The sequence below is a fragment of the Janthinobacterium sp. BHSEK genome (genome assembly GCF_056174685.1).
In genome coordinates, this window is sequence record NZ_JBWBYV010000023.1 from 1 (window position 1) to 17,694 (window position 17,694).

The 17,694-nt window shown below is 61.7% G+C and carries 17 protein-coding genes; 9 read left to right on the plus strand and 8 right to left on the minus strand.

Annotated features, from left to right (window positions below; translation table 11 throughout):
• The 3 genes from AC0V2Y_RS09875 to dnaA all read right to left on the minus strand — a co-directional run.
• A partial coding sequence (locus tag AC0V2Y_RS09875) for a DNA gyrase subunit B (RefSeq protein WP_475418335.1) occupies window positions 1-2,367 on the minus strand: 2,367 nt, incomplete at its 3' end.
• Window positions 2,368-2,519: 152 nt separating this feature from the next.
• Entirely contained in the window at window positions 2,520-3,626 is a 1,107-nt protein-coding gene (dnaN, locus tag AC0V2Y_RS09880) for a DNA polymerase III subunit beta (RefSeq protein ID WP_034754341.1), read from the minus strand.
• A 274-nt stretch (window positions 3,627-3,900) separates the two neighbouring features.
• Window positions 3,901-5,295 (minus strand): chromosomal replication initiator protein DnaA, encoded by a 1,395-nt coding sequence (gene dnaA, locus AC0V2Y_RS09885; protein ID WP_070224767.1) that lies wholly within the window; start codon window positions 5,293-5,295, stop codon window positions 3,901-3,903.
• Window positions 5,296-5,796: 501 nt separating this feature from the next.
• Here dnaA and rpmH point away from each other — a divergent pair.
• The 6 genes from rpmH to AC0V2Y_RS09915 all read left to right on the plus strand — a co-directional run bounded on the left by rpmH (window position 5,797) and on the right by AC0V2Y_RS09915 (window position 10,263).
• Window positions 5,797-5,931, plus strand: coding sequence for a 50S ribosomal protein L34 (rpmH, locus tag AC0V2Y_RS09890; protein WP_010401996.1), 135 nt, complete (start codon window positions 5,797-5,799; stop codon window positions 5,929-5,931).
• An 8-nt stretch (window positions 5,932-5,939) separates the two neighbouring features.
• Window positions 5,940-6,392, plus strand: coding sequence for a ribonuclease P protein component (rnpA, locus tag AC0V2Y_RS09895; RefSeq protein ID WP_081922828.1), 453 nt, complete (start codon window positions 5,940-5,942; stop codon window positions 6,390-6,392).
• Window positions 6,389-6,649: a membrane protein insertion efficiency factor YidD gene (yidD, locus tag AC0V2Y_RS09900; RefSeq protein WP_034754335.1), complete on the plus strand. Its 261-nt coding sequence runs from the start codon at window positions 6,389-6,391 to the stop codon at window positions 6,647-6,649. The genes rnpA and yidD overlap by 4 nt, the downstream gene beginning before the upstream one ends.
• 11 nt (window positions 6,650-6,660) lie before the next feature.
• Complete coding sequence (gene yidC / locus AC0V2Y_RS09905) at window positions 6,661-8,388, plus strand: membrane protein insertase YidC (protein WP_475415130.1); 1,728 nt, start codon at window positions 6,661-6,663, stop codon at window positions 8,386-8,388.
• Between the two features lie 185 nt (window positions 8,389-8,573).
• Window positions 8,574-9,953, plus strand: coding sequence for a tRNA uridine-5-carboxymethylaminomethyl(34) synthesis GTPase MnmE (gene mnmE, locus AC0V2Y_RS09910; RefSeq protein ID WP_475415129.1), 1,380 nt, complete (start codon window positions 8,574-8,576; stop codon window positions 9,951-9,953).
• Between the two features lie 10 nt (window positions 9,954-9,963).
• Window positions 9,964-10,263, plus strand: a complete 300-nt coding sequence (locus AC0V2Y_RS09915) for a hypothetical protein (RefSeq protein WP_475415128.1) — start codon at window positions 9,964-9,966, stop codon at window positions 10,261-10,263.
• Window positions 10,264-10,355: 92 nt separating this feature from the next.
• Here AC0V2Y_RS09915 and AC0V2Y_RS09920 read toward each other — a convergent pair whose 3' ends face one another.
• Window positions 10,356-12,053, minus strand: coding sequence for a M1 family metallopeptidase (locus tag AC0V2Y_RS09920; protein ID WP_475415127.1), 1,698 nt, complete (start codon window positions 12,051-12,053; stop codon window positions 10,356-10,358).
• Window positions 12,054-12,232: 179 nt separating this feature from the next.
• Between AC0V2Y_RS09920 and AC0V2Y_RS09925 the strand changes: the two genes are divergently transcribed.
• A complete protein-coding gene (locus AC0V2Y_RS09925) occupies window positions 12,233-12,430 on the plus strand; it encodes a hypothetical protein (RefSeq protein ID WP_475415126.1) in 198 nt (65 codons plus the stop codon).
• 18 nt (window positions 12,431-12,448) lie between these two features.
• On the opposite strand, the gene AC0V2Y_RS09930 is transcribed toward AC0V2Y_RS09925, so the two are convergent.
• Together AC0V2Y_RS09930 and AC0V2Y_RS09935 are read right to left on the minus strand one after the other, a co-directional pair.
• The gene (locus tag AC0V2Y_RS09930) at window positions 12,449-13,030 is read right to left on the minus strand and encodes an Hpt domain-containing protein (RefSeq protein ID WP_475415125.1); all 582 of its coding nucleotides are present in this window, start codon (window positions 13,028-13,030) and stop codon (window positions 12,449-12,451) included.
• A 158-nt stretch (window positions 13,031-13,188) separates the two neighbouring features.
• Entirely contained in the window at window positions 13,189-14,139 is a 951-nt protein-coding gene (locus tag AC0V2Y_RS09935; RefSeq protein WP_475415124.1) for a CAP domain-containing protein, read from the minus strand.
• Window positions 14,140-14,346: 207 nt separating this feature from the next.
• Here AC0V2Y_RS09935 and pssA point away from each other — a divergent pair, with 207 nt between their 5' ends.
• Window positions 14,347-15,132: a CDP-diacylglycerol--serine O-phosphatidyltransferase gene (gene pssA, locus AC0V2Y_RS09940; protein ID WP_475415132.1), complete on the plus strand. Its 786-nt coding sequence runs from the start codon at window positions 14,347-14,349 to the stop codon at window positions 15,130-15,132.
• 3 nt (window positions 15,133-15,135) lie between these two features.
• Here the strand turns inward: pssA and AC0V2Y_RS09945 are convergent, their stop codons facing one another.
• Both AC0V2Y_RS09945 and AC0V2Y_RS09950 read right to left on the minus strand, forming a co-directional pair.
• Window positions 15,136-16,062, minus strand: coding sequence for an aldo/keto reductase (locus AC0V2Y_RS09945; RefSeq protein WP_475415123.1), 927 nt, complete (start codon window positions 16,060-16,062; stop codon window positions 15,136-15,138).
• Between the two features lie 56 nt (window positions 16,063-16,118).
• Window positions 16,119-16,682, minus strand: a complete 564-nt coding sequence (locus AC0V2Y_RS09950; RefSeq protein ID WP_475415122.1) for a TetR/AcrR family transcriptional regulator — start codon at window positions 16,680-16,682, stop codon at window positions 16,119-16,121.
• 230 nt (window positions 16,683-16,912) lie between these two features.
• Between AC0V2Y_RS09950 and AC0V2Y_RS09955 the strand changes: the two genes are divergently transcribed.
• Window positions 16,913-17,605 (plus strand): gluconate 2-dehydrogenase subunit 3 family protein, encoded by a 693-nt coding sequence (locus tag AC0V2Y_RS09955; RefSeq protein ID WP_475415121.1) that lies wholly within the window; start codon window positions 16,913-16,915, stop codon window positions 17,603-17,605.
• Window positions 17,606-17,694: the final 89 nt, after the last annotated feature.

Consider the following 17,694-nt stretch of genomic DNA (forward strand, 5'->3'; position numbering starts at 1 on the left):
GCGGCGGACGGTCGGGTCCATCGTCGTTTCCCACAGCTGGTCCGGGTTCATTTCGCCCAGACCTTTGTAGCGCTGTTTCGAGACGGTGCGTTCGGCTTCGTCGCGCAGCCATTGCATGGCTTGGTGGAAGTCGACCACGGCGATTTCCTTCATGCGCTCGCCTTCGCCGCGGCGCACGAACGCGCCTTCACCGATCAAGCCTTCGAAGGTGGCGGCGCCGCTGCTCAGCACGGCGTAGTCCGGGCCTTGCACGAAGTCGGCGTCGATGGCCGTCACTTTGACGTTGCCGTGGTGCATGCGTTCGATGTGCAGCTTGTGTTTTTCCGACAAATCATCGGAACGCACGTGCACGCGCACGGCGCTGTCGTTGATGGCCGTCTGCAGGGCCAGGGCGGAAGCTTCCGCCTGGTCCAGGGTCGACAGGTCCAGCTGCACGCCCGTCATGATGGCCGTCAGGGCGGCGCGGTCGATGACGCGCGTCAGACGCGTCATGATGGTGTTCGACAGGTTGAACTTGCGCACCAGTTCCGTCAGGGCGTCGCCGGAAATGCCTTCCGCGCCTTCGCGCGGCACCAGCACGGCCGTGTTCAGCGCTACCGTCATCATGTAGCTTGCTTCCTCGGCGTCATCTTTCAGATAGCGCTCGTCGCGGCCCGCTTTCACCTTGTACAGCGGCGGTTGCGCGATGTAGATGTGGCCGCGCTCGACCAGTTGCGGCATCTGGCGGTAGAACAGGGTCAGCAACAGGGTACGGATGTGGGCGCCGTCGACGTCCGCATCGGTCATGATGATGATGCGGTGGTAGCGCAGCTTTTCGACGTTGAATTCGTCCGGTCCGATCGAGGTGCCGAGGGTGGCGATCAGGGTGGTGATCTGCTCCGACGACAGCATTTTTTCGAAACGGGCTTTTTCCACGTTCAAGACTTTACCGCGCAGCGGCAGGATCGCCTGGAACTTGCGGTCGCGCCCCTGTTTTGCCGAGCCGCCTGCCGAGTCACCCTCGACGATGTACAGTTCGGACAGGGCAGGGTCTTTTTCCTGGCAGTCGGCCAGCTTGGCCGACAGGCCCAGGCCGTCCATGATGCCTTTGCGGCGCGTCAGGTCGCGGGCCTTGCGGGCCGCTTCGCGGGCGCGCGCCGCTTCGACGATCTTGCCGCAAATGATCTTGGCGTCGTTCGGTTTTTCTTGCAGGTAATCTGCCAGGGTCTTGGCGACGATCTCTTCGACAGGGCCGCGCACTTCCGACGACACCAGCTTGTCTTTCGTCTGCGACGAGAATTTCGGTTCCGGCACTTTCACGGACAAGACGCAGGTCAGGCCTTCGCGCATGTCGTCGCCGTTGATTTCCACTTTCGCCTTCTTGGCGAATTCCTGCTCGTCGATGTATTTGTTGATCACGCGCGTCATGGCGGCGCGCAAGCCCGTCAGGTGGGTGCCGCCGTCGCGTTGCGGGATGTTATTCGTAAAGCACAATACCTGTTCATTGTAGGCATCGTTCCACTGCATCGACACATCGACCGTGATGTTGGTGCCCTGGTCCGACAGGCGCTCGCCCGTGGCCTGGAAAATGGTCGGGTGCAAGACCGACTTGGCCTTGTTGATGTATTCGACAAAGCCGCGCGTGCCGCCTTCGAAGGCGAACACTTCTTCCTTGCCCGTGCGCTGGTCGGACAGCTTGATGTTGACGCCGTTGTTCAGGAAGGACAGTTCGCGGATGCGCTTGGCCAGGATTTCGTAGTGGAATTCCACGTGCGTGAAAATCTCTTCGTCGGCCCAGAAATGCACTTCCGTGCCGCGCTTGTCCGTCTCGCCGATGACCTTGATCGGCGACGTCGCGACGTCGCCGGCCATGACGATCTGGCGGTCTTGCGGCACGCCGCGCACGAATTCCATGTAGTGGACCTTGCCGTCGCGGCGGATGGTCAGTTTCAGCAATTTCGACAGACCATTGACGCAGGATACACCCACGCCGTGCAAACCGCCCGATACTTTATAGGAGTTCTGGTCGAACTTGCCGCCCGCGTGCAGTTCGGTCATGACGATTTCCGCAGCGGAACGCTTCGGATCGTGCTTGTCGTCCATTTTCAGGCCGGTCGGCACGCCGCGGCCATTGTCGGTGATCGAGATCGAATTGTCGCTGTGGATGGTGACGTGGATTTCCGTGCAGTGACCGGCCAGCGATTCATCGATGGAGTTGTCCAGCACTTCGAATACCAGATGGTGCAAGCCGGTGCCGTCCGAGGTGTCGCCAATGTACATGCCCGGGCGTTTGCGTACGGCTTCCAGGCCTTCCAGGATCTGGATGGAGGCGGCGCCGTATTCTTCCGTTTTGGCCTGGATCGGGGTGTCTTGTGGATTCTCGGACATGGACTGCTTTCTCAAATAACGATTGCTGATTGATTCGGGGCTGCTGGCTGATGACCGTAGGTCGGGTTAGCCGGAACGGCGTAACCCGACAGACGGCGCTCAGCATGTCGGATGACGCTGCGCTCATCCGACCTACGTCACTGCTGTGGTCTTTAGATCCGCATCGGCATGACGACATATTTGAAGTCGGCATTGTCCGGGATGGAGATCAGGGCGGACGAATTTGAGTCGCCCAGCGCGATGTTGACGTACTCGCATTTCAGGTTGTTCAGCACGTCCAGCAGATACGTCACATTGAAGCCGATGTCGACGGAGTCGCCGCCGTAGTCGATTTCCAGCTCTTCGACGGCTTCTTCCTGGTCCGCATTGGTCGAGCTGATCTTCATGCTGCCCGGGGTGATGATGCAGCGCACGCCCTTGAACTTGTCGCTGGTCATGATGGCGGCACGTTGCAGCGAGCGCAGCAGTTCATCGCGGCCGATGGTGAAGTCGTTCTTGTAGCCTTTAGGAATCACGCGCGTGTAGTCGGGGAACTTGCCTTCCACCAGCTTCGAGATCAGCTCGATGTCGGCAAAGGTCAGTTTCACCTGGTTGGCGGCGATGTCCAGCTGCACCGGCTCATCGTTCTCTTCCAGCAGGCGCTGCAGTTCGATGATGGTCTTGCGCGGGATAATCACTTCCTGGCGCGCGAACGTCTGCTCGGTGGCGACCTGGCAAAACGCCAGGCGGTGGCCGTCGGTGGCCACGGCGATGACATTATTGCCATCCAGAACCAGCAGCAAGCCGTTCAGGTAATAGCGGATGTCTTGCTGCGCCATCGAGAAATGCACCATGTTGAACAGGTGTTTCAGCGTTTTCTGGGGCAGGGTGACGGACGCGTTGTAGCTTTCCGCTTGTTGCACGGTTGGAAACTCTTCCGCTGCCAGGGTTTGCAGGGCGAAGCGCGACTTGCCCGTTTGCACGGTCAGGCGCTTGTTCAGCAGGGTCATCGTGACGTCGCCCGATTCGGGCAGGGCGCGCAGGATGTCGAGCAGCTTGCGCGCGGCCACGGTGGTGCCGGTGACGTCCGCGCCGGAACCGATTTCCGCGTGCGTGGTGATCTGCACTTCGGTGTCGGTCGACAGGAAGGAGACATTTTCACCGTCTTTGCGGATGAGGATATTGGCCAGAATCGGCATAGTGTGCCGACGCTCGACAATACCGCTCACGATCTGCAGTGGCCGGAGAAGGGTATCTCGGGTGGTTTTGACCAATTGCATATTTATCCTCAATGTATAGGTTGAACAGTACGACGTTTAACGTATTAATTTAACAATTCTTGCCATGGGGAGCCCCGACAGACCGGCTGCGGCGCCCTCCCAGATAATAAGGGTAAAGCACGTTTTGAGCCAGTCTTGCCCAGTCGTGCTTGCAACGCCTGACAAAACCGTAGCGAGCGGCAGTGAGTTGTGGCCGAGACGCGGAGCTGTGCTTGAGCACAGCGAGCATCGGAGGCCGCAAAGCGCGACGCGCAGCAGGTTTGGTCAGGTGTTCTTAACCCTTCAAGGTTTGTTCCAGTACATGCAATTCATGGTTGCATTCCGGATTCTTGGTGCGGTCCAGCGCGATCTTGCGCACGGCATGCAGCACCGTGGTGTGGTCGCGGCCGCCGAACAGCTCGCCGATTTCCGGCAGGCTCTTCTGCGTCAATTCCTTGGCCAGGTACATGGCGATCTGGCGCGGCCGGGCGATATTCGCGGGGCGGCGCTTCGAATACATGTCGGCAACCTTGATATTGAAGAAGTCGGCCACGGTTTTCTGGATGTTTTCCACGGAAATCTGGCGGTTCTGCACCGACAGCAAGTCCTTCAGGGCTTCCTTGACGATATCGATGGTGATGTCTTTGCCATGGAAGCGCGAATACGCCAGAATTTTGCGCAGCGCGCCTTCCAGCTCGCGCACGTTCGAGCGCAGGTGCTTGGCGACAAAGAAGGCCACGTCGTCGGAGAAGGTCACGCCTTCCTGCTTGGCTTTTTTCAACAGAATCGCCACGCGCATTTCCAGTTCCGGCGGTTCGATGGCCACCGTCAGGCCCGAGTCGAAGCGCGAAATCAGGCGGTCGTCCATGCCCGTGATTTCCTTCGGATAGGTATCCGAGGTGATGATGATCTGTTTCTTCGCAGCAATTAATGCCTCGAACGCATAGAAAAACTCTTCCTGCGTGCGGCTCTTGCCGCCAAAGAACTGGATATCATCGATCAGCAGCATGTCGAGCGAGTGATAGTAGTGCTTGAAATCGTCGAAACCCTTGCGCTGGTAAGCGGTCACTACGTCGCGAACGTACTGTTCCGCGTGGATGTAGCGGATTTTCGCGCCCGGATTGTCGGCCATTACCTGGTTGCCGATGGCGTGGATCAAGTGGGTCTTGCCCAGGCCGACGCCGCCGTAGAAGAACAGCGGGTTATACGACACGCCCGGATTGTTCGCCACCTGGATGGCGGCGGCGCGCGCCAGCTGGTTGGCCTTGCCGGTCACGAAGCTGTCGAAGGTCAGGTCGGTGTTGATGCGGCTCTGCTCACGGCGCGGCGCGGCGCCGATGCTCAGTTCCGGCACGCTGGGCTGCGGTTCCGCCGGGCGCGCGCTGGGCGCGCCGCCATTCGGATCGCTGGCCGGGGTGCTGGCGGTGACTGGCTTTTTCGGCAGGGCCAGGCGCGGGTCGAGCACGAACTGCACTTCCGTCGGCGCTTCGAAATACTGTATGGCCAGCGCCGTGATGCGGCTGGCGAACTGGGTCTTGACCCAATCGAGCTTGAAGCGATTGGGCGCAGCAATGCGCAGCTTGCCCTCTTCGTAATCGAGAGGGATAAGCGGTTTGATCCACGCACTGAATTGTTGCGGTGTCAGCTCCAGTTCCAACTGCGCGGAACAGGCCTGCCAGAAATTATCCATGTATGTCTATGTGAAAAGGTGTGGGAGGGCGTATCGATTCTGCCCTGCGGTCACCGTGTTGCAAGGCCGGCGTCGCGCGAGGGCTCGCCACACGTAACGCGCTATTCTACTCCCGACTGCCAAAGTTATCCACAGGCACGACGCTTATTTTTGTGTGGCGGGGTGGGGCGCCGTGTGTATAAGAAGCGACTTATCCCCCGGTTATCCCGTCACAGGCAGTGCTGGCGCGGCCTGCGGCGCCGGCGGAGAGCTGCGCGCAAATTTCCTGGCGATCACGGCAATCCTTGACAAGAGGGGGGCATATGCTGAATAATTCAGGGTTCCCCGCCCGTATTCCGTGTTTATTCATTTGGAACGACAATATGGACTAAGCGTGGATTAAGCGGGCGATGAGATTGGCCAGCTTGTGCCTTGGCATAAGTGCGCGATTGTCATTGGCACCAAAAACTGACGGGACGTCAGACCCGATTTTGCATTTTTTTTGTTTTTAGCGAGACCAACATGAAACGTACTTACCAACCTTCCGTCGTTCGCCGCAAGCGTACGCACGGCTTCCGCGCTCGTATGGCTACCCGTGGTGGCCGTGATGTGCTCAACGCACGTCGCGCAAAGGGCCGCAAACGTCTGGCCGTCTAGGCTTGTCGTTGACAGCTGATCGCGTGGCTAGCTGTACTCCAGTCGGCAATCAACGCGAAGGTTCACACGACTTCGCGCGCTTTCGGCGTATCGTTAAAACGGATGAATTTTCATCCGTTTTTCGTTTGCGCCCTTCGCAAAAAACAGCGCATTTTGTGCTGTACACCCGACACAATCAATTGCCGCATGCGCGGCTGGGCGTCGTTGTGGCCAAGCGTTTCGCGCCGCGCGCGGCGACCCGCAACACGATCAAGCGCGTCACGCGCGAGCTGTTTCGCAACAGCGCGATGCCGCCGGTCGACTGCGTGGTGCGTTTGTCGCGCGCCGTCAACAGCAAGGATGGCCCGGCCACCACGACCCGGCTCAAAGCCGAGCTGCGTGAAGAATTGAGCCGCCTGTTCGCGGCGCAAATCGCCGCCCAGGCCCGTTCTGTTGCTGCGCCACCACCATCCGCGCCATGAAAACCCTGCTGCTGTTCCTGCTGCGCGCTTATCAGTTGCTGATCAGCCCCATGCTGGGACAGAATTGCCGTTTCTATCCGAGCTGTTCGCATTACGCGATGGAAGCGCTGCGCGTGCACGGTACGGCCAAGGGCAGCCTGCTGGCTGCCAAGCGCCTGTGCCGTTGCCACCCCTGGAATGAAGGGGGCGTCGACCCGGTGCCGCCGGCCGATGGCAAACAATCTTCAACGACCGCTTGCGGTTGCAACCACTCCTGACAAATACCCTAATGGATATCAATAAACGTACCATCCTGTGGATCGTGTTTTCCGTCTCGCTGGTAATTCTCTGGAACGAATGGATGATCTCGAACGGCAAGCCGTCGATGTTCTCCGCGAACACGGAACAAACCGCCAAGGCGCCTGTCACCCCGGCCAAGACGGCCGCCCTGGCGCCTGCCGGCGCGAGCGCCGTGCCTGGCGAAGCGACCGATCCCGCCGCGTTCAAGCGCGAAGTGATTACCATCACCACCGACGTCATCAAGGTCGATATCGACACCCTGGGCGGCCAGGTCAAGCGTCTGGAATTGCTGAAATTCAAGGGCGCGGGCAATCCGGGCTGGTTCGGCGGCTGCTTCGGCCTGTTCAAATGGTGCCAGCCTGACGAAGGCAAGCAAAACGAAGTGCTGTTCGACGTCGGCGCCAACCACACCTACCTGGCGCAGTCGGGCCTGGTCGGCGGTCCTTTCCCCACGCATAACACGGGCTTTACCGTACAGCCTGGCGTACGCACCCTGGCGGACGGAAAGCAAATCCAGCTGGTCATGGAAGCGGTCGAAGGCGGCGTCAAGCTGACCAAGACGTTTACCTTCAAGCGCGGCGACTACGTCATCGACGTGCGCCACGACGTGGCCAACGTGGGCGCCGCGCCCGTCACGCCGCAGCTGTACCTGCAACTGACGCATGACGGCAACAAGCCGGTCGGCGACTCGTTCTTCAACAGCAGCTTCACCGGTCCTACCCTGTACACGCCGCAGGACAAGTACCAGAAGATGACGTTCGAGAAGATCGAAAAAGCGGCCGTGGAAGATGAGAAGAAGGGCAACGACAACGCCATGAAGGGCCTGCATCCGCAATCGGCGAATGGCGGCTGGTTTGCGATTTCGCAACACTTCTTCGTGTCGGCCTTCGTCCCGCCAGAAAACGTCAAGCGCGACATCTTCACGAAAAAGCTCGACACCAACCTGTACGCCATCGGCAACGTGCTGCCATTGCCGACCCTGGCGCCAGGCGCCTCGGCCAGCATGGACAGCAAGCTGTACTCGGGTCCGCAAATCGCGCACCTGCTGGAAGCCGTTTCGCCCGGCCTGGAACTGGTCAAGGATTACGGCTGGCTGACCATCATCGCCAAGCCGATCTTCTGGGTCATGGAACACATCCACAGCGTGCTCGGTAACTGGGGCTGGACCATCATCGCCTTCACGATCCTGATCAAGCTGGCGTTCTTCCCCCTGTCGGCCGCCGGCTACCGCAGCATGGCGAAGATGAAACTGGTCACGCCGAAGATGCAGGCGATCCGCGAGCGCTACAAGGGCGATCCGCAAAAGATGAACCAGGCCACGATGGAGCTGTACAAGACGGAAAAGATCAATCCGCTGGGCGGCTGCCTGCCGATCCTGATCCAGATGCCCGTCTTTATCGCCCTGTACTGGGTGCTGAACGCGTCCGTGGAAATCCGCGGCGCGCCATGGATCGGCTGGATCACCGACCTGGCCCAGCATGACCCATGGTGCATCCTGCCGGTGCTGTACGCGATCTCGATGTACATCACGACCAAGCTGAACCCGGCCCCGGCCGATCCGATGCAAGCGAAGATGATGCTGTTCATGCCACTGGCATTCTCGGTGATGTTCTTCTTCTTCCCGTCGGGCCTGGTACTCTACTGGGTCGTCAACAACGTCCTGTCGATCGGCCAGCAATGGGTGATCACCAAGAAATACGCGCCGTCCACTGTGTAAGCAGGGTTAGCGAAGTAAAAGCCCGCCTAGTGCGGGCTTTTTAATTCTTGTAGGTCGGATTAGCGTGGCAAGGCCACGCGTAATCCGACACTATCGCCAGCGTGTGCTGCGTCGGCTTACGCGCTGCGCGCTAAGCCGACCTACGTTGCTGCACCTTCCCTTGCCGTACCTATTACAATATCCCCATGAAACTCGACTCTTCCCCTATCGCCGCCATCGCCACCGCTCCCGGACGCGGCGGCATCGGCGTGGTACGCGCCTCCGGCAAAAATCTCGCCCCGCTGATGACGGCCCTGTTCGGCGCGCAAACGCTGAAACCGCGCCACGCCACCTATCTGCCGTTCACGGAAGCCGATGGCAGCATCATCGACCAGGGCATCGCCATCCACTTCAAGGGCCCGCATTCCTACACGGGCGAAGACGTGCTGGAATTGCAGGGCCACGGCGGCCCTATCGTGCTGCAGCTGCTGCTGGCGCGCGTGCTGGAAGCGGGCAAGGACAGCGGTCTGCGCCTGGCCGAACCGGGCGAATTCACGCGCCGCGCGTTTTTGAATGACAAGCTGGATCTGGCGCAAGCCGAAGCCGTGGCCGACCTGATCGACGCTTCCACGGAAGCGGCCGCCAAGTCCGCCTCGCAATCGCTGTCGGGTGCGTTCTCGAACACCATCCACGCGCTGGTGGAACAGGTGACGGGTTTAAGGATGCTGGTCGAGGCCACCCTGGATTTCCCGGAAGAGGAAATCGACTTCCTGGAAAAATCGAATGCGCGCGGCCAGTTGAAGGCCGTCATCGCAGCCTTGCATAAAGTGTTTGCCCAGGCGGCGCAGGGCGCGCTGCTGCGCGAAGGCTTGAACGTGGTGCTGGCCGGCCAGCCGAACGTGGGTAAATCGTCGCTGCTGAACGCGCTGGCGGGCGCCGACGTGGCCATCGTCACGCCGATCGCCGGCACCACGCGCGACAAGGTCAGCGAAACCATCCAGATCGAGGGCATTCCGCTCAACATCATCGACACGGCCGGCATCCGCAGCGCGGGCGACACCATCGACGCCGTCGAGCGCATCGGCATCGAGCGCACCTGGGGCGAGATCGGCAAGGCGGACGTGATTTTGCACCTGCTCGACGCCGACCACGGCCCGACGCTGGCCGATGAAACCATCGTCGCCGCCTTCCCGGAAGGCGTGCCCGTGGTGCGCGTGTGGAACAAGATTGACCTGTCCGGCCACAAGCCCGGCGTCGACAACATGCCCGATGCCACCCACGTGTATCTCTCCGCGCACGAGCACATCGGCATCGACCTGCTGCGTGCCGAGCTCCTGCGCATCGCCGGCTGGCAGCAGACGGGCGAATCGCTGTACCTGGCGCGCGAACGCCATCTGATCGCCTTGAAATCGGCCGGCAAGCATCTGGATATCGCCGCCGCGCACGCGGCGCAGGACGACCAGTCACTGGACCTGTTCGCCGAAGAACTGCGCCTGGCGCAGGTGCAGCTGTCGAGCATCACGGGCGAGTTTTCGCCCGACGATCTGCTGGGCGTGATCTTCAGCCGTTTCTGCATCGGCAAATAAGGAGAATCGGATGAAGCTGGTGCTCGCCGTCATGTTCGCCTGCCTGCCCCTGCTGGCCGGTGCGCAGGAAAAGTTGCCGCAGGACGTGGCGAAATTCGTCGAAAATGCGCAGATGTGCGAGCACTTCGCCGGCGAATGGGACGATAACGACAAGGCGCGCCAGCGCGAGATCACGCAGGCCGTGGCCAGCTCGTGCGGCCAGGCGCAGCGGCAGTGGAAGCGCTTGCGCGTGAAATACGCGAAGCAGCCTAAGCTGCAAAAAGTCATTGCCGAGAATGCCAATGACGCGGTCAGGAGTTTTCGGAAATAAGTCCGAACGGCGGAAAGGCCGGGGTCAGACCCTCAACACCGCTAACACAAAGGTCATCGCTCAGGTGCGAGGGGGTCTGACCCCAGGTTTTGCTACCCTTTCTTCCCCTTTGCCTGTTCTTCCTTGAACTTCTGGAACGCCTCGATATGCTCGGCGCGGCGCAGCACGCGCGAGTGCGGGTCGAGCGTGTACGTGGCGCCCGCCGGCAGGGGCAGTTCGCCAAAGCCCAGCGACATGGGAACGGTATGGATTTCTTTGCCGATACGCACTTCCACCGGCATCGGGAAGGCGATGTCGGCAGGCGTCTTCCATAGCAGGCGCAAGGTGTCGCCGTCGCGCACGGCGGACAGTTCCGGCAATGCCGCCTGGTACAGATAAACCTGGAAGAACCAGTCGTAATTGCTGTCCGTGACTTTGTTGACGATGGCCATGAATTCCGCCGTGCTGCCGTAGCGCGGCTGGAACTGGCCCGGCTGCGGCTGTTCCGTGCCGTAGACGAGCAGGCGCACGGCGCGGAAGAAGGCCTCGTCGCCGATCAGGCCGCGCAAGGTGTGCAGCACCAGCGCCCCTTTCACATACAGGTCGCCGCCCGGTCCGCCCTTTTTCTGGTCGTAGACTTCTTCCTCGCTTCTCGGCTTGCCCGAAACCATGGGCGCCTTGTTGACGATGCCGGCGCGCATTTGCTGCAACGAAGCAAAATACTCTTGCTCGCCCCGCAGGTACTGCATGTAGAGCGGCTGCATATACGTGCCGAAGCCTTCGTGCAGCCACATATCGTCCCAGTTGCTGTTGGTGAGCTGGTTGCCGAACCATTCATGGGCGAATTCATGTTGCAACAGCTCGTCGTAGCCATAGCTGGTCTTGGCGAATTTGTTCCCATAGGCATTGATGGTCTGGTGTTCCATGCCCTTGTGCGGGGTTTCGGCGATGCCGACTTTCTCATCGCCAAACGGGTAGGGGCCGATGACGTTTTCAAAAAAATCTAGCATGGGCGGCAATTCCGCGAACAGGGCGCCCGCCTTGGCCTCGCTTTCCGGCAGGTACCAGAATTGCAGGGGGATGCGGTTGCCGTAGCGGCTCGCATACTCGCCCTGCAGGCTATGGTAGGGCGCCACGTTCAGGGCGATGCCATAGGTGCTCGGGTGTTTGGCGCGCCAGTGCCAGGTGCGCCAGCCGTCGGCCTCATCCATGCCGAGCGCGATGCCGTTGCCGGCCGCCACCAGCGGCGCCGGTACCTGAATGTGCTGGTCGATCAGCTGGGCCTTGCCCATCGGGTGGTCGATGCACGGCCAGAACAGGTCGCAGCCTTCGCCTTGCACGGCGCTGGCGAACCACGGCGCGCCAGCGGCGGTGCTCGACCACACCATGCCGCCATCCCACGGCGCTTTCACGGCGACGTGCGGCACGCCGTGGTAGACGATGCGGATGCTGGTGCGCGCGCCTGCCGCGAGGGTGGCCGGCAAGGTCATGCTCAGGCGGCCGTCCGGGTTGGCATAGTCTTGCGGCCGCAGCGCCTTGCCGTCGATTTCGATGACATCGACGGGCAGGTTGCGGTCCAGGTCCAGCGCGAAACGCGAGATCGGCTGCGTGGCCAGGAAGGTCAGGCGCGCATCGCCGGCAATGCTGCGGCGGGCGGGATCGATGCGCAGGGTCAGGTCGGCGTGTTCGAACACCACCGCCAGTTGTTCCGGCGTGCGTTCGGCACCCGAATTGAGGGTGTAGGCGGTGGGCGTGCGCGTGGCGCAGGCGCTGAGCAGCAGGCAGGAGAGCAGCAGGGGGATGTGTTTCATGGCGAGCGCGCAAGTGAGCGGAATACCGATTGTAGTGTGAAGTGACAACGTTGTCGTTTGGAAATTTCGAGATGCCGATGGGGCAAGCGTGGCCGCGGTTGAGAAATGTCATGGGCTTCAAACTGTGCTGACGTAATCTTGCTGAGCGGCCTTGAAGTGCCGCCAGGAAAGGAAGCGCCATGGACAGCGAACAGCCGGAAGTCGTGGAAAGCAGGGGGATGGCGGCGCCGCCATTGCCTTCCCTGTCGCAATTGATCGCAGTGCTGCCGCCGAAAGGCGCATGTTGGTACTGCGACAAGCCGCTCGATGCCGTGCGCCGCTTCTGTTGCAAGAGTTGTTGCGTGGCGTATGCGGAAGAGGCGCAGTACAACAGCTGAGCGGCAGCGGGCTGAGCGCTAGCGGCGCCGCAGCAGGGCCGCCAGGGCGCCGTCGAAATCGAACTCGTGCGCGGCGGCTGCCACTTCCTGGTAGGCGTTCACGCCCAGGCTGGCGGCAAGCAGGCTGGCCGAGTTTTCCAGGATGTCGATGGCGGCGCCGTCGCCTTCGCGCAGATGGCTGGCCAGGCGCGCCAGCAGTAGCTGGATGGCGGGCGCGGCCGGGTCGGGCGCCACGTCCTGCGCCGCCGTGTGGGTTGCCTCCGGCGTGCCCAGCATGCTGCTGACCGCGCCGAGCAGTTGATCCTGCGCCAGTTCCAGCTGCAGCATCTGCTGGGCCAGGTCGGGCGCCTGCGCGCGCAGTGCCGACTCCAGGGTTGCCGCCAGGCCGTGCACGTGGCGCGCGCCGATCATGCCGGCGGCGCCTTTCAGGGTATGCGCCTTCAGGCGCGCGGAAGCGTAGTTGCCCGTGTCGAATTCGGCACGGATCTGGCACGGCGTGGTGCCGTGGTCATGCAGGAAGCGGCGCAGGATTTTCAGGTACAGGATGCGGTCGCCCATAATGCGGCCCAGTCCGTTCTCGACGTCGAGAATGCGGACCATGTCGGATGCCGCAACGGCGGCATCATCATCGCAAGTGGCGTGTGGTTTCAGCATGCTGTGCAGAGCGCCCTAAAACTTGTCAATTGCTGTAAAGCAGGAACTACCATTTTACATCCAGTCGTCCTCGATGCTGCGCCCGCTTGGCAAGGCGAGCTGCCCTAGCGCGTGCTGAATGACCAGCTCTGCGTGACGTCCGCGCCATTGACTTTGCCGATGAAACTCACGTCATAGCTGGTGTTCGCGTTCAAGGCCGCCAGCGGGATGATGGACGCGGCCGAAACGGGCGTATGCACATCGTTGCTGCTGGTGAGCAGGCGCACGGCCAGGTCCGTGGCGGCGCCGCGCTGGCGCACGCTGAATGCCGTCACGCTGACGGGCGTGCCGTAGTTGGCATGCACGCTGATCGGGTAGCCGACCACGTCCTGGTTCGGCACGGGATCGGGCGATTCGTTATCGCTGGAGAAACTGACGGCCACCTTCTGCTGTCCGCTGTAGGGATAGGTGACGATCTGTCCCGCCGCCAGCCCGGGGCCATAGCTGCGGTTGCCGGCCAGGTCGGTGGTGAAATACGCATAGCCGCTGCCGCTGACGGCCGCGCCCGCGCCGCCTTCCTTGAACAGCGGCTCGAAAATGACGAAGCGGTGATAGATGGCCGTGACCAGCTCTTCGGCCAGGTAAAAACCGGACGTGTTGCTGGCGCCGGCGATGACTTCGCCCTGCAGCGAGGTGACGACGTAGCCGGCCTTGGCCAGGCGGTCGCCCAGTTTGACGCCCGTGAAGCCGGGCTTGCCCTGCACCTGCTCGTGCGCCACCGTACTGTTGAGATTGAGATAGCTGGAATGGCCCAGGGCCGCGCTGTCGATCAGGCTATTGCGCACCAGCGGCGACAGGCCGATCTGGCTGCGCCGGTAATTGAACCAGTTGAAACCATCGGTGGCGATATTGTTGCTGAGGACGGGAGCGCCCGGCTCCTGCGTCAGTTGCCCGGCCGGGGTCGAGGTGCTCAGCGATGTATTGCCGCTATCGCTGCCGCCGCCACAGGCGCTCAGCAGGGCTGCGCTCAGCAGGGCGGGTATCCAGTATTTCCAACGCAGTGACGAGGCAATCAAGTCGACTCCTGTATAGGTGGGCGGACAGCGTGCTGCCCTGTAAAACGATTCTAAGGTATTTTGATAGCGCGTAGAGCATCGATGAAAAGATATGTCGCGCTCGTGCGGGGACGATGCCGCCGCTGCGCAGGGTAGAATGAGCGTAGCGCAGCGTTTGCCGCTGCATTGCCTCATCCCGCTACTTTGATTGCCCATAATTTGAACACATTGCCCAAGTCGCGCCTGCAGCGCGCCAAATACGCCTTGCCCAGCATGGTGACTTTGCTTTCGATAGCGTGCGGTTTTGCCAGCATCGTCATTTCCGTCGATAACGCCGGAGTCGGCGATGCGGACGCCTACCGCCTGGCGGCGGCGCTGCTGGTGCTCGCCGGCGTGTTCGATGCGCTCGACGGCTATGTGGCCCGGCTGACGGGGACCAGCTCGCAGTTCGGCGTGCAGCTCGATTCCATCGCCGACGTGATGAATTTCGGCTGCGCCCCGGCCGTCTTGTTGTATTGCTACGGTTTTGTGCAGATGGGCGTGCACGATCCGCTGCTGCTGCGCTTTGGCGGCATGGCCAGCTTCTTCTTTGTCGCGTGCGGCGCCATGCGTCTGGCGCGCTTCAATGTGAATGTGGGGCGCACCGATCCCCTGTATTTCGTCGGCATGCCGATCACGGCCGGCGCCGCCTGCGTGGCGGCCGTGGTGGTGGCGTGGCCGGCGCCCATCGATTCCATGCTGCACAGCTATCTGCTGATGCTGCTGCTGGTCGGCGTGGGCAGCCTGATGGTGTCGACCTTGCGTTTCCCCAGCTCCAAGCAAAAGAAAAGCCTGGCCGCGCTGCTGGTGCTGATCGTGGCCATCGCCCTGCTGGTGTGGCTGAAGACGAGCTTCTTTGCGCTATTCTTCGCCGTCTACATCGCCGCCACCCTGCTGCTCAACCTGGCGTGGCACCTGGGCTGGCGCGGCATTGCGCTACCTCAAGTGTTCAACGACCCGGATGAGATAGATTGAATCTCAGGCCACCTCGTGCCCGCGCGCGGCGCGCAGGATGGCGAACCAGTCGCTGCGGCTGAGCGTGAACTGCGTGCCTTCCACGGCCACGCCCACCGCTTCGATGCGTCCCGTGCCCGTCAGCGGCAGGGGGCGGCTCGGCAATTGCATGATCCACGCAAACACCACGCTGGCAAACGGGCGCTGCAGCTGGTCGGCGATCTGCTTGATGACATTACGCAAGTTCTCCACATTCGCGTCGCCGCCCTGGAACAGGCGCCCGCCCGCCAGCGGCGACCAGATCATCGGCGCCACCCCCACGTCCTGCAAGCCGTCGAAGGTTTCGTCGAACAGGGGCGCCACGTGCAGCGGCGAAAATTCCACCTGGTTCGTCACCAGCGGGAAGCGCCGGTGCAGGCATTCGAACTGGTGGCGGCTGAAATTCGACACGCCAAAGTGCAGCACCTTGCCCGCTTGCCGTAGCTGGGTAAACGCGCCGGCGATTTCGTCGAAATCCATCAGCGGGTCGGGGCGGTGGATCAGCAGCAGGTCCAGGCGGTCCGTCTGCAACTGGCGCAAGCTGTGTTCCACGGAACTGGTGATGTGCGCCGCGCTCGTGTCGTAATGCTGGATGGCGTGACCGGGACGGTGCGGCGAGAGCAGCTTGATGCCGCACTTGCTGACCAGCTCCATCTTGTCGCGCAAGCCCGGCTGCAGGGCCAGCGCTTCGCCGAACAGTCCTTCGGCGCTGTAATCGCCATAGATATCGGCATGGTCGAAACTCGATACGCCCAGCGCCAGGCATTGCTCGATGAAGCTCAAACGCTGCTGCGCCGACATATTCCACTCGCCGATGCGCCACATGCCGGCGACGATGCGCGACAGTTCGGGACCGTTGCTGCTTAAACGGCTGCGCGGCGCTTGCAGGCTGGCGGGAAATACATGGCTCATGGGCTGGCTTTCTGATGGTGACGTGATGGGACTCGCCACGATTATAGCCAGCTAATCTACAGCATGCTGCGGATAAAGCGGCAGCAACGCTCCTGCAGGGCATCGTCGAGCTGGCCGCCCAGTTGCATCTGGTACACGAGCGCCGATTGCAGCATGAAGGCGAACAGGCGCAGGTCGAGATCGGCGCGCACGCCGATGTTGACCAGGCGCTGCACCACCAGGGTGATCCACGGCGCGACGATCTGCTCGCGAAAGCGCAGTTGCGCCGCCGCATCATTGTGGATCAGCACCAAGAGATCGCAGGTGAAGCGGCCATCGGCGTTCAGGTTGTCGAAGATGCGCGCGCAGATCGCCTCGATTTCCTGGCCGTCCGGCATGTCGAGCGCGCGCTGCAGCTTTTCCGCCGTGCGCTTGACGAGCGCGTCGAGCAGCATGTCTTCGCGGCGCGGCCAGCGCCGGTAGATCGTCTGGCGTCCCACGCCGGCAGCGTCGGCCACCATCTGTATCGTCACCGCCTCCAGTCCATGCTGGCGCACCAGCATGACGATCGCTTCCAGTACCGCATCTTCCACGCCCACCTTGCGCGGGCGGCCACGCACCGGCGCCTCTTTTGTAGTCACGTCTCACCTGTCTCTGAATGTTTCTTTTAATTATGGTACGATGCGCACCGTAAATGCAAAGCTACCGCTTGTCAATCATCTTGATCAATTAACCGACAGGCGGATGCGCCGCGCCGCGATACCCCAGCCATCTCTACGTGAAATCTGCCATCTCAGCGGCGCGTGCCCGCATTTTCTTTCTGACTCCCACATCCATCACTGTGGCGGCTCGCGCCGCCTGAGGACAACCTATGAAAATCATCGGGATTTCGCCCCACCGGCGTAACTTCTTGCGCAAGGCCGTCGGCGCCGCGCCTGCCGTGGCCTTGCTGGCCGGCGCCGGCGGCGGCCTGGCCATGGCCGTCTCCAAGGACCAGCCGGCCTACAAACCGCGCTTTTTCGACGCCACCGAGTGGGCCACCTTGACGGCACTGGTCGACAGGCTGATTCCCGCCGACGGCGAAGGGCCGGGCGCGCTGGAATCGGGCGCGCATGAATTCATCGATTCGCAGATGAACACGCCTTACGCGTATGGCGCGCTGTGGTACATGCAGGGGCCGTTCGTGCCCTCGATCGAACAGTTCGGCTACCAGTTCCACATGGCGCCGCGCGAGCTGTACCAGAGCGCCCTGGCCGGCGTGAATGCGGCCGTCAACAAGCAGTCCGGCAAGCCTTTCGTCCAGCTGAACGCGGCCGAGCGCGACGCCGTCATCACGCAATTGCAAAAGGGCACCCTGGACATCGGCGCAGTGCCGTCGAAAATCTTTTTCAACCAGCTGCTGCAAAACACGCGCGAAGGTTATTTTTGCGACCCCGTGCACGGCGGTAACAAGGACATGCTGGCCTGGAAGATGGTGGGCTTTCCTGGCGCCCGCGCCGACTACATGGACTGGGTGGAACAGTATGGCAAGAAATACCCGTTGCCTCCAGTATCCATCGCCTGAAAACGTCCATGGCGGCGTTGCACTGCCTGGTCGTACTAGCGTACTGCCTGCGGCAATGCGCCTTGCCCTGAACCTTTTCAGTTATTCGT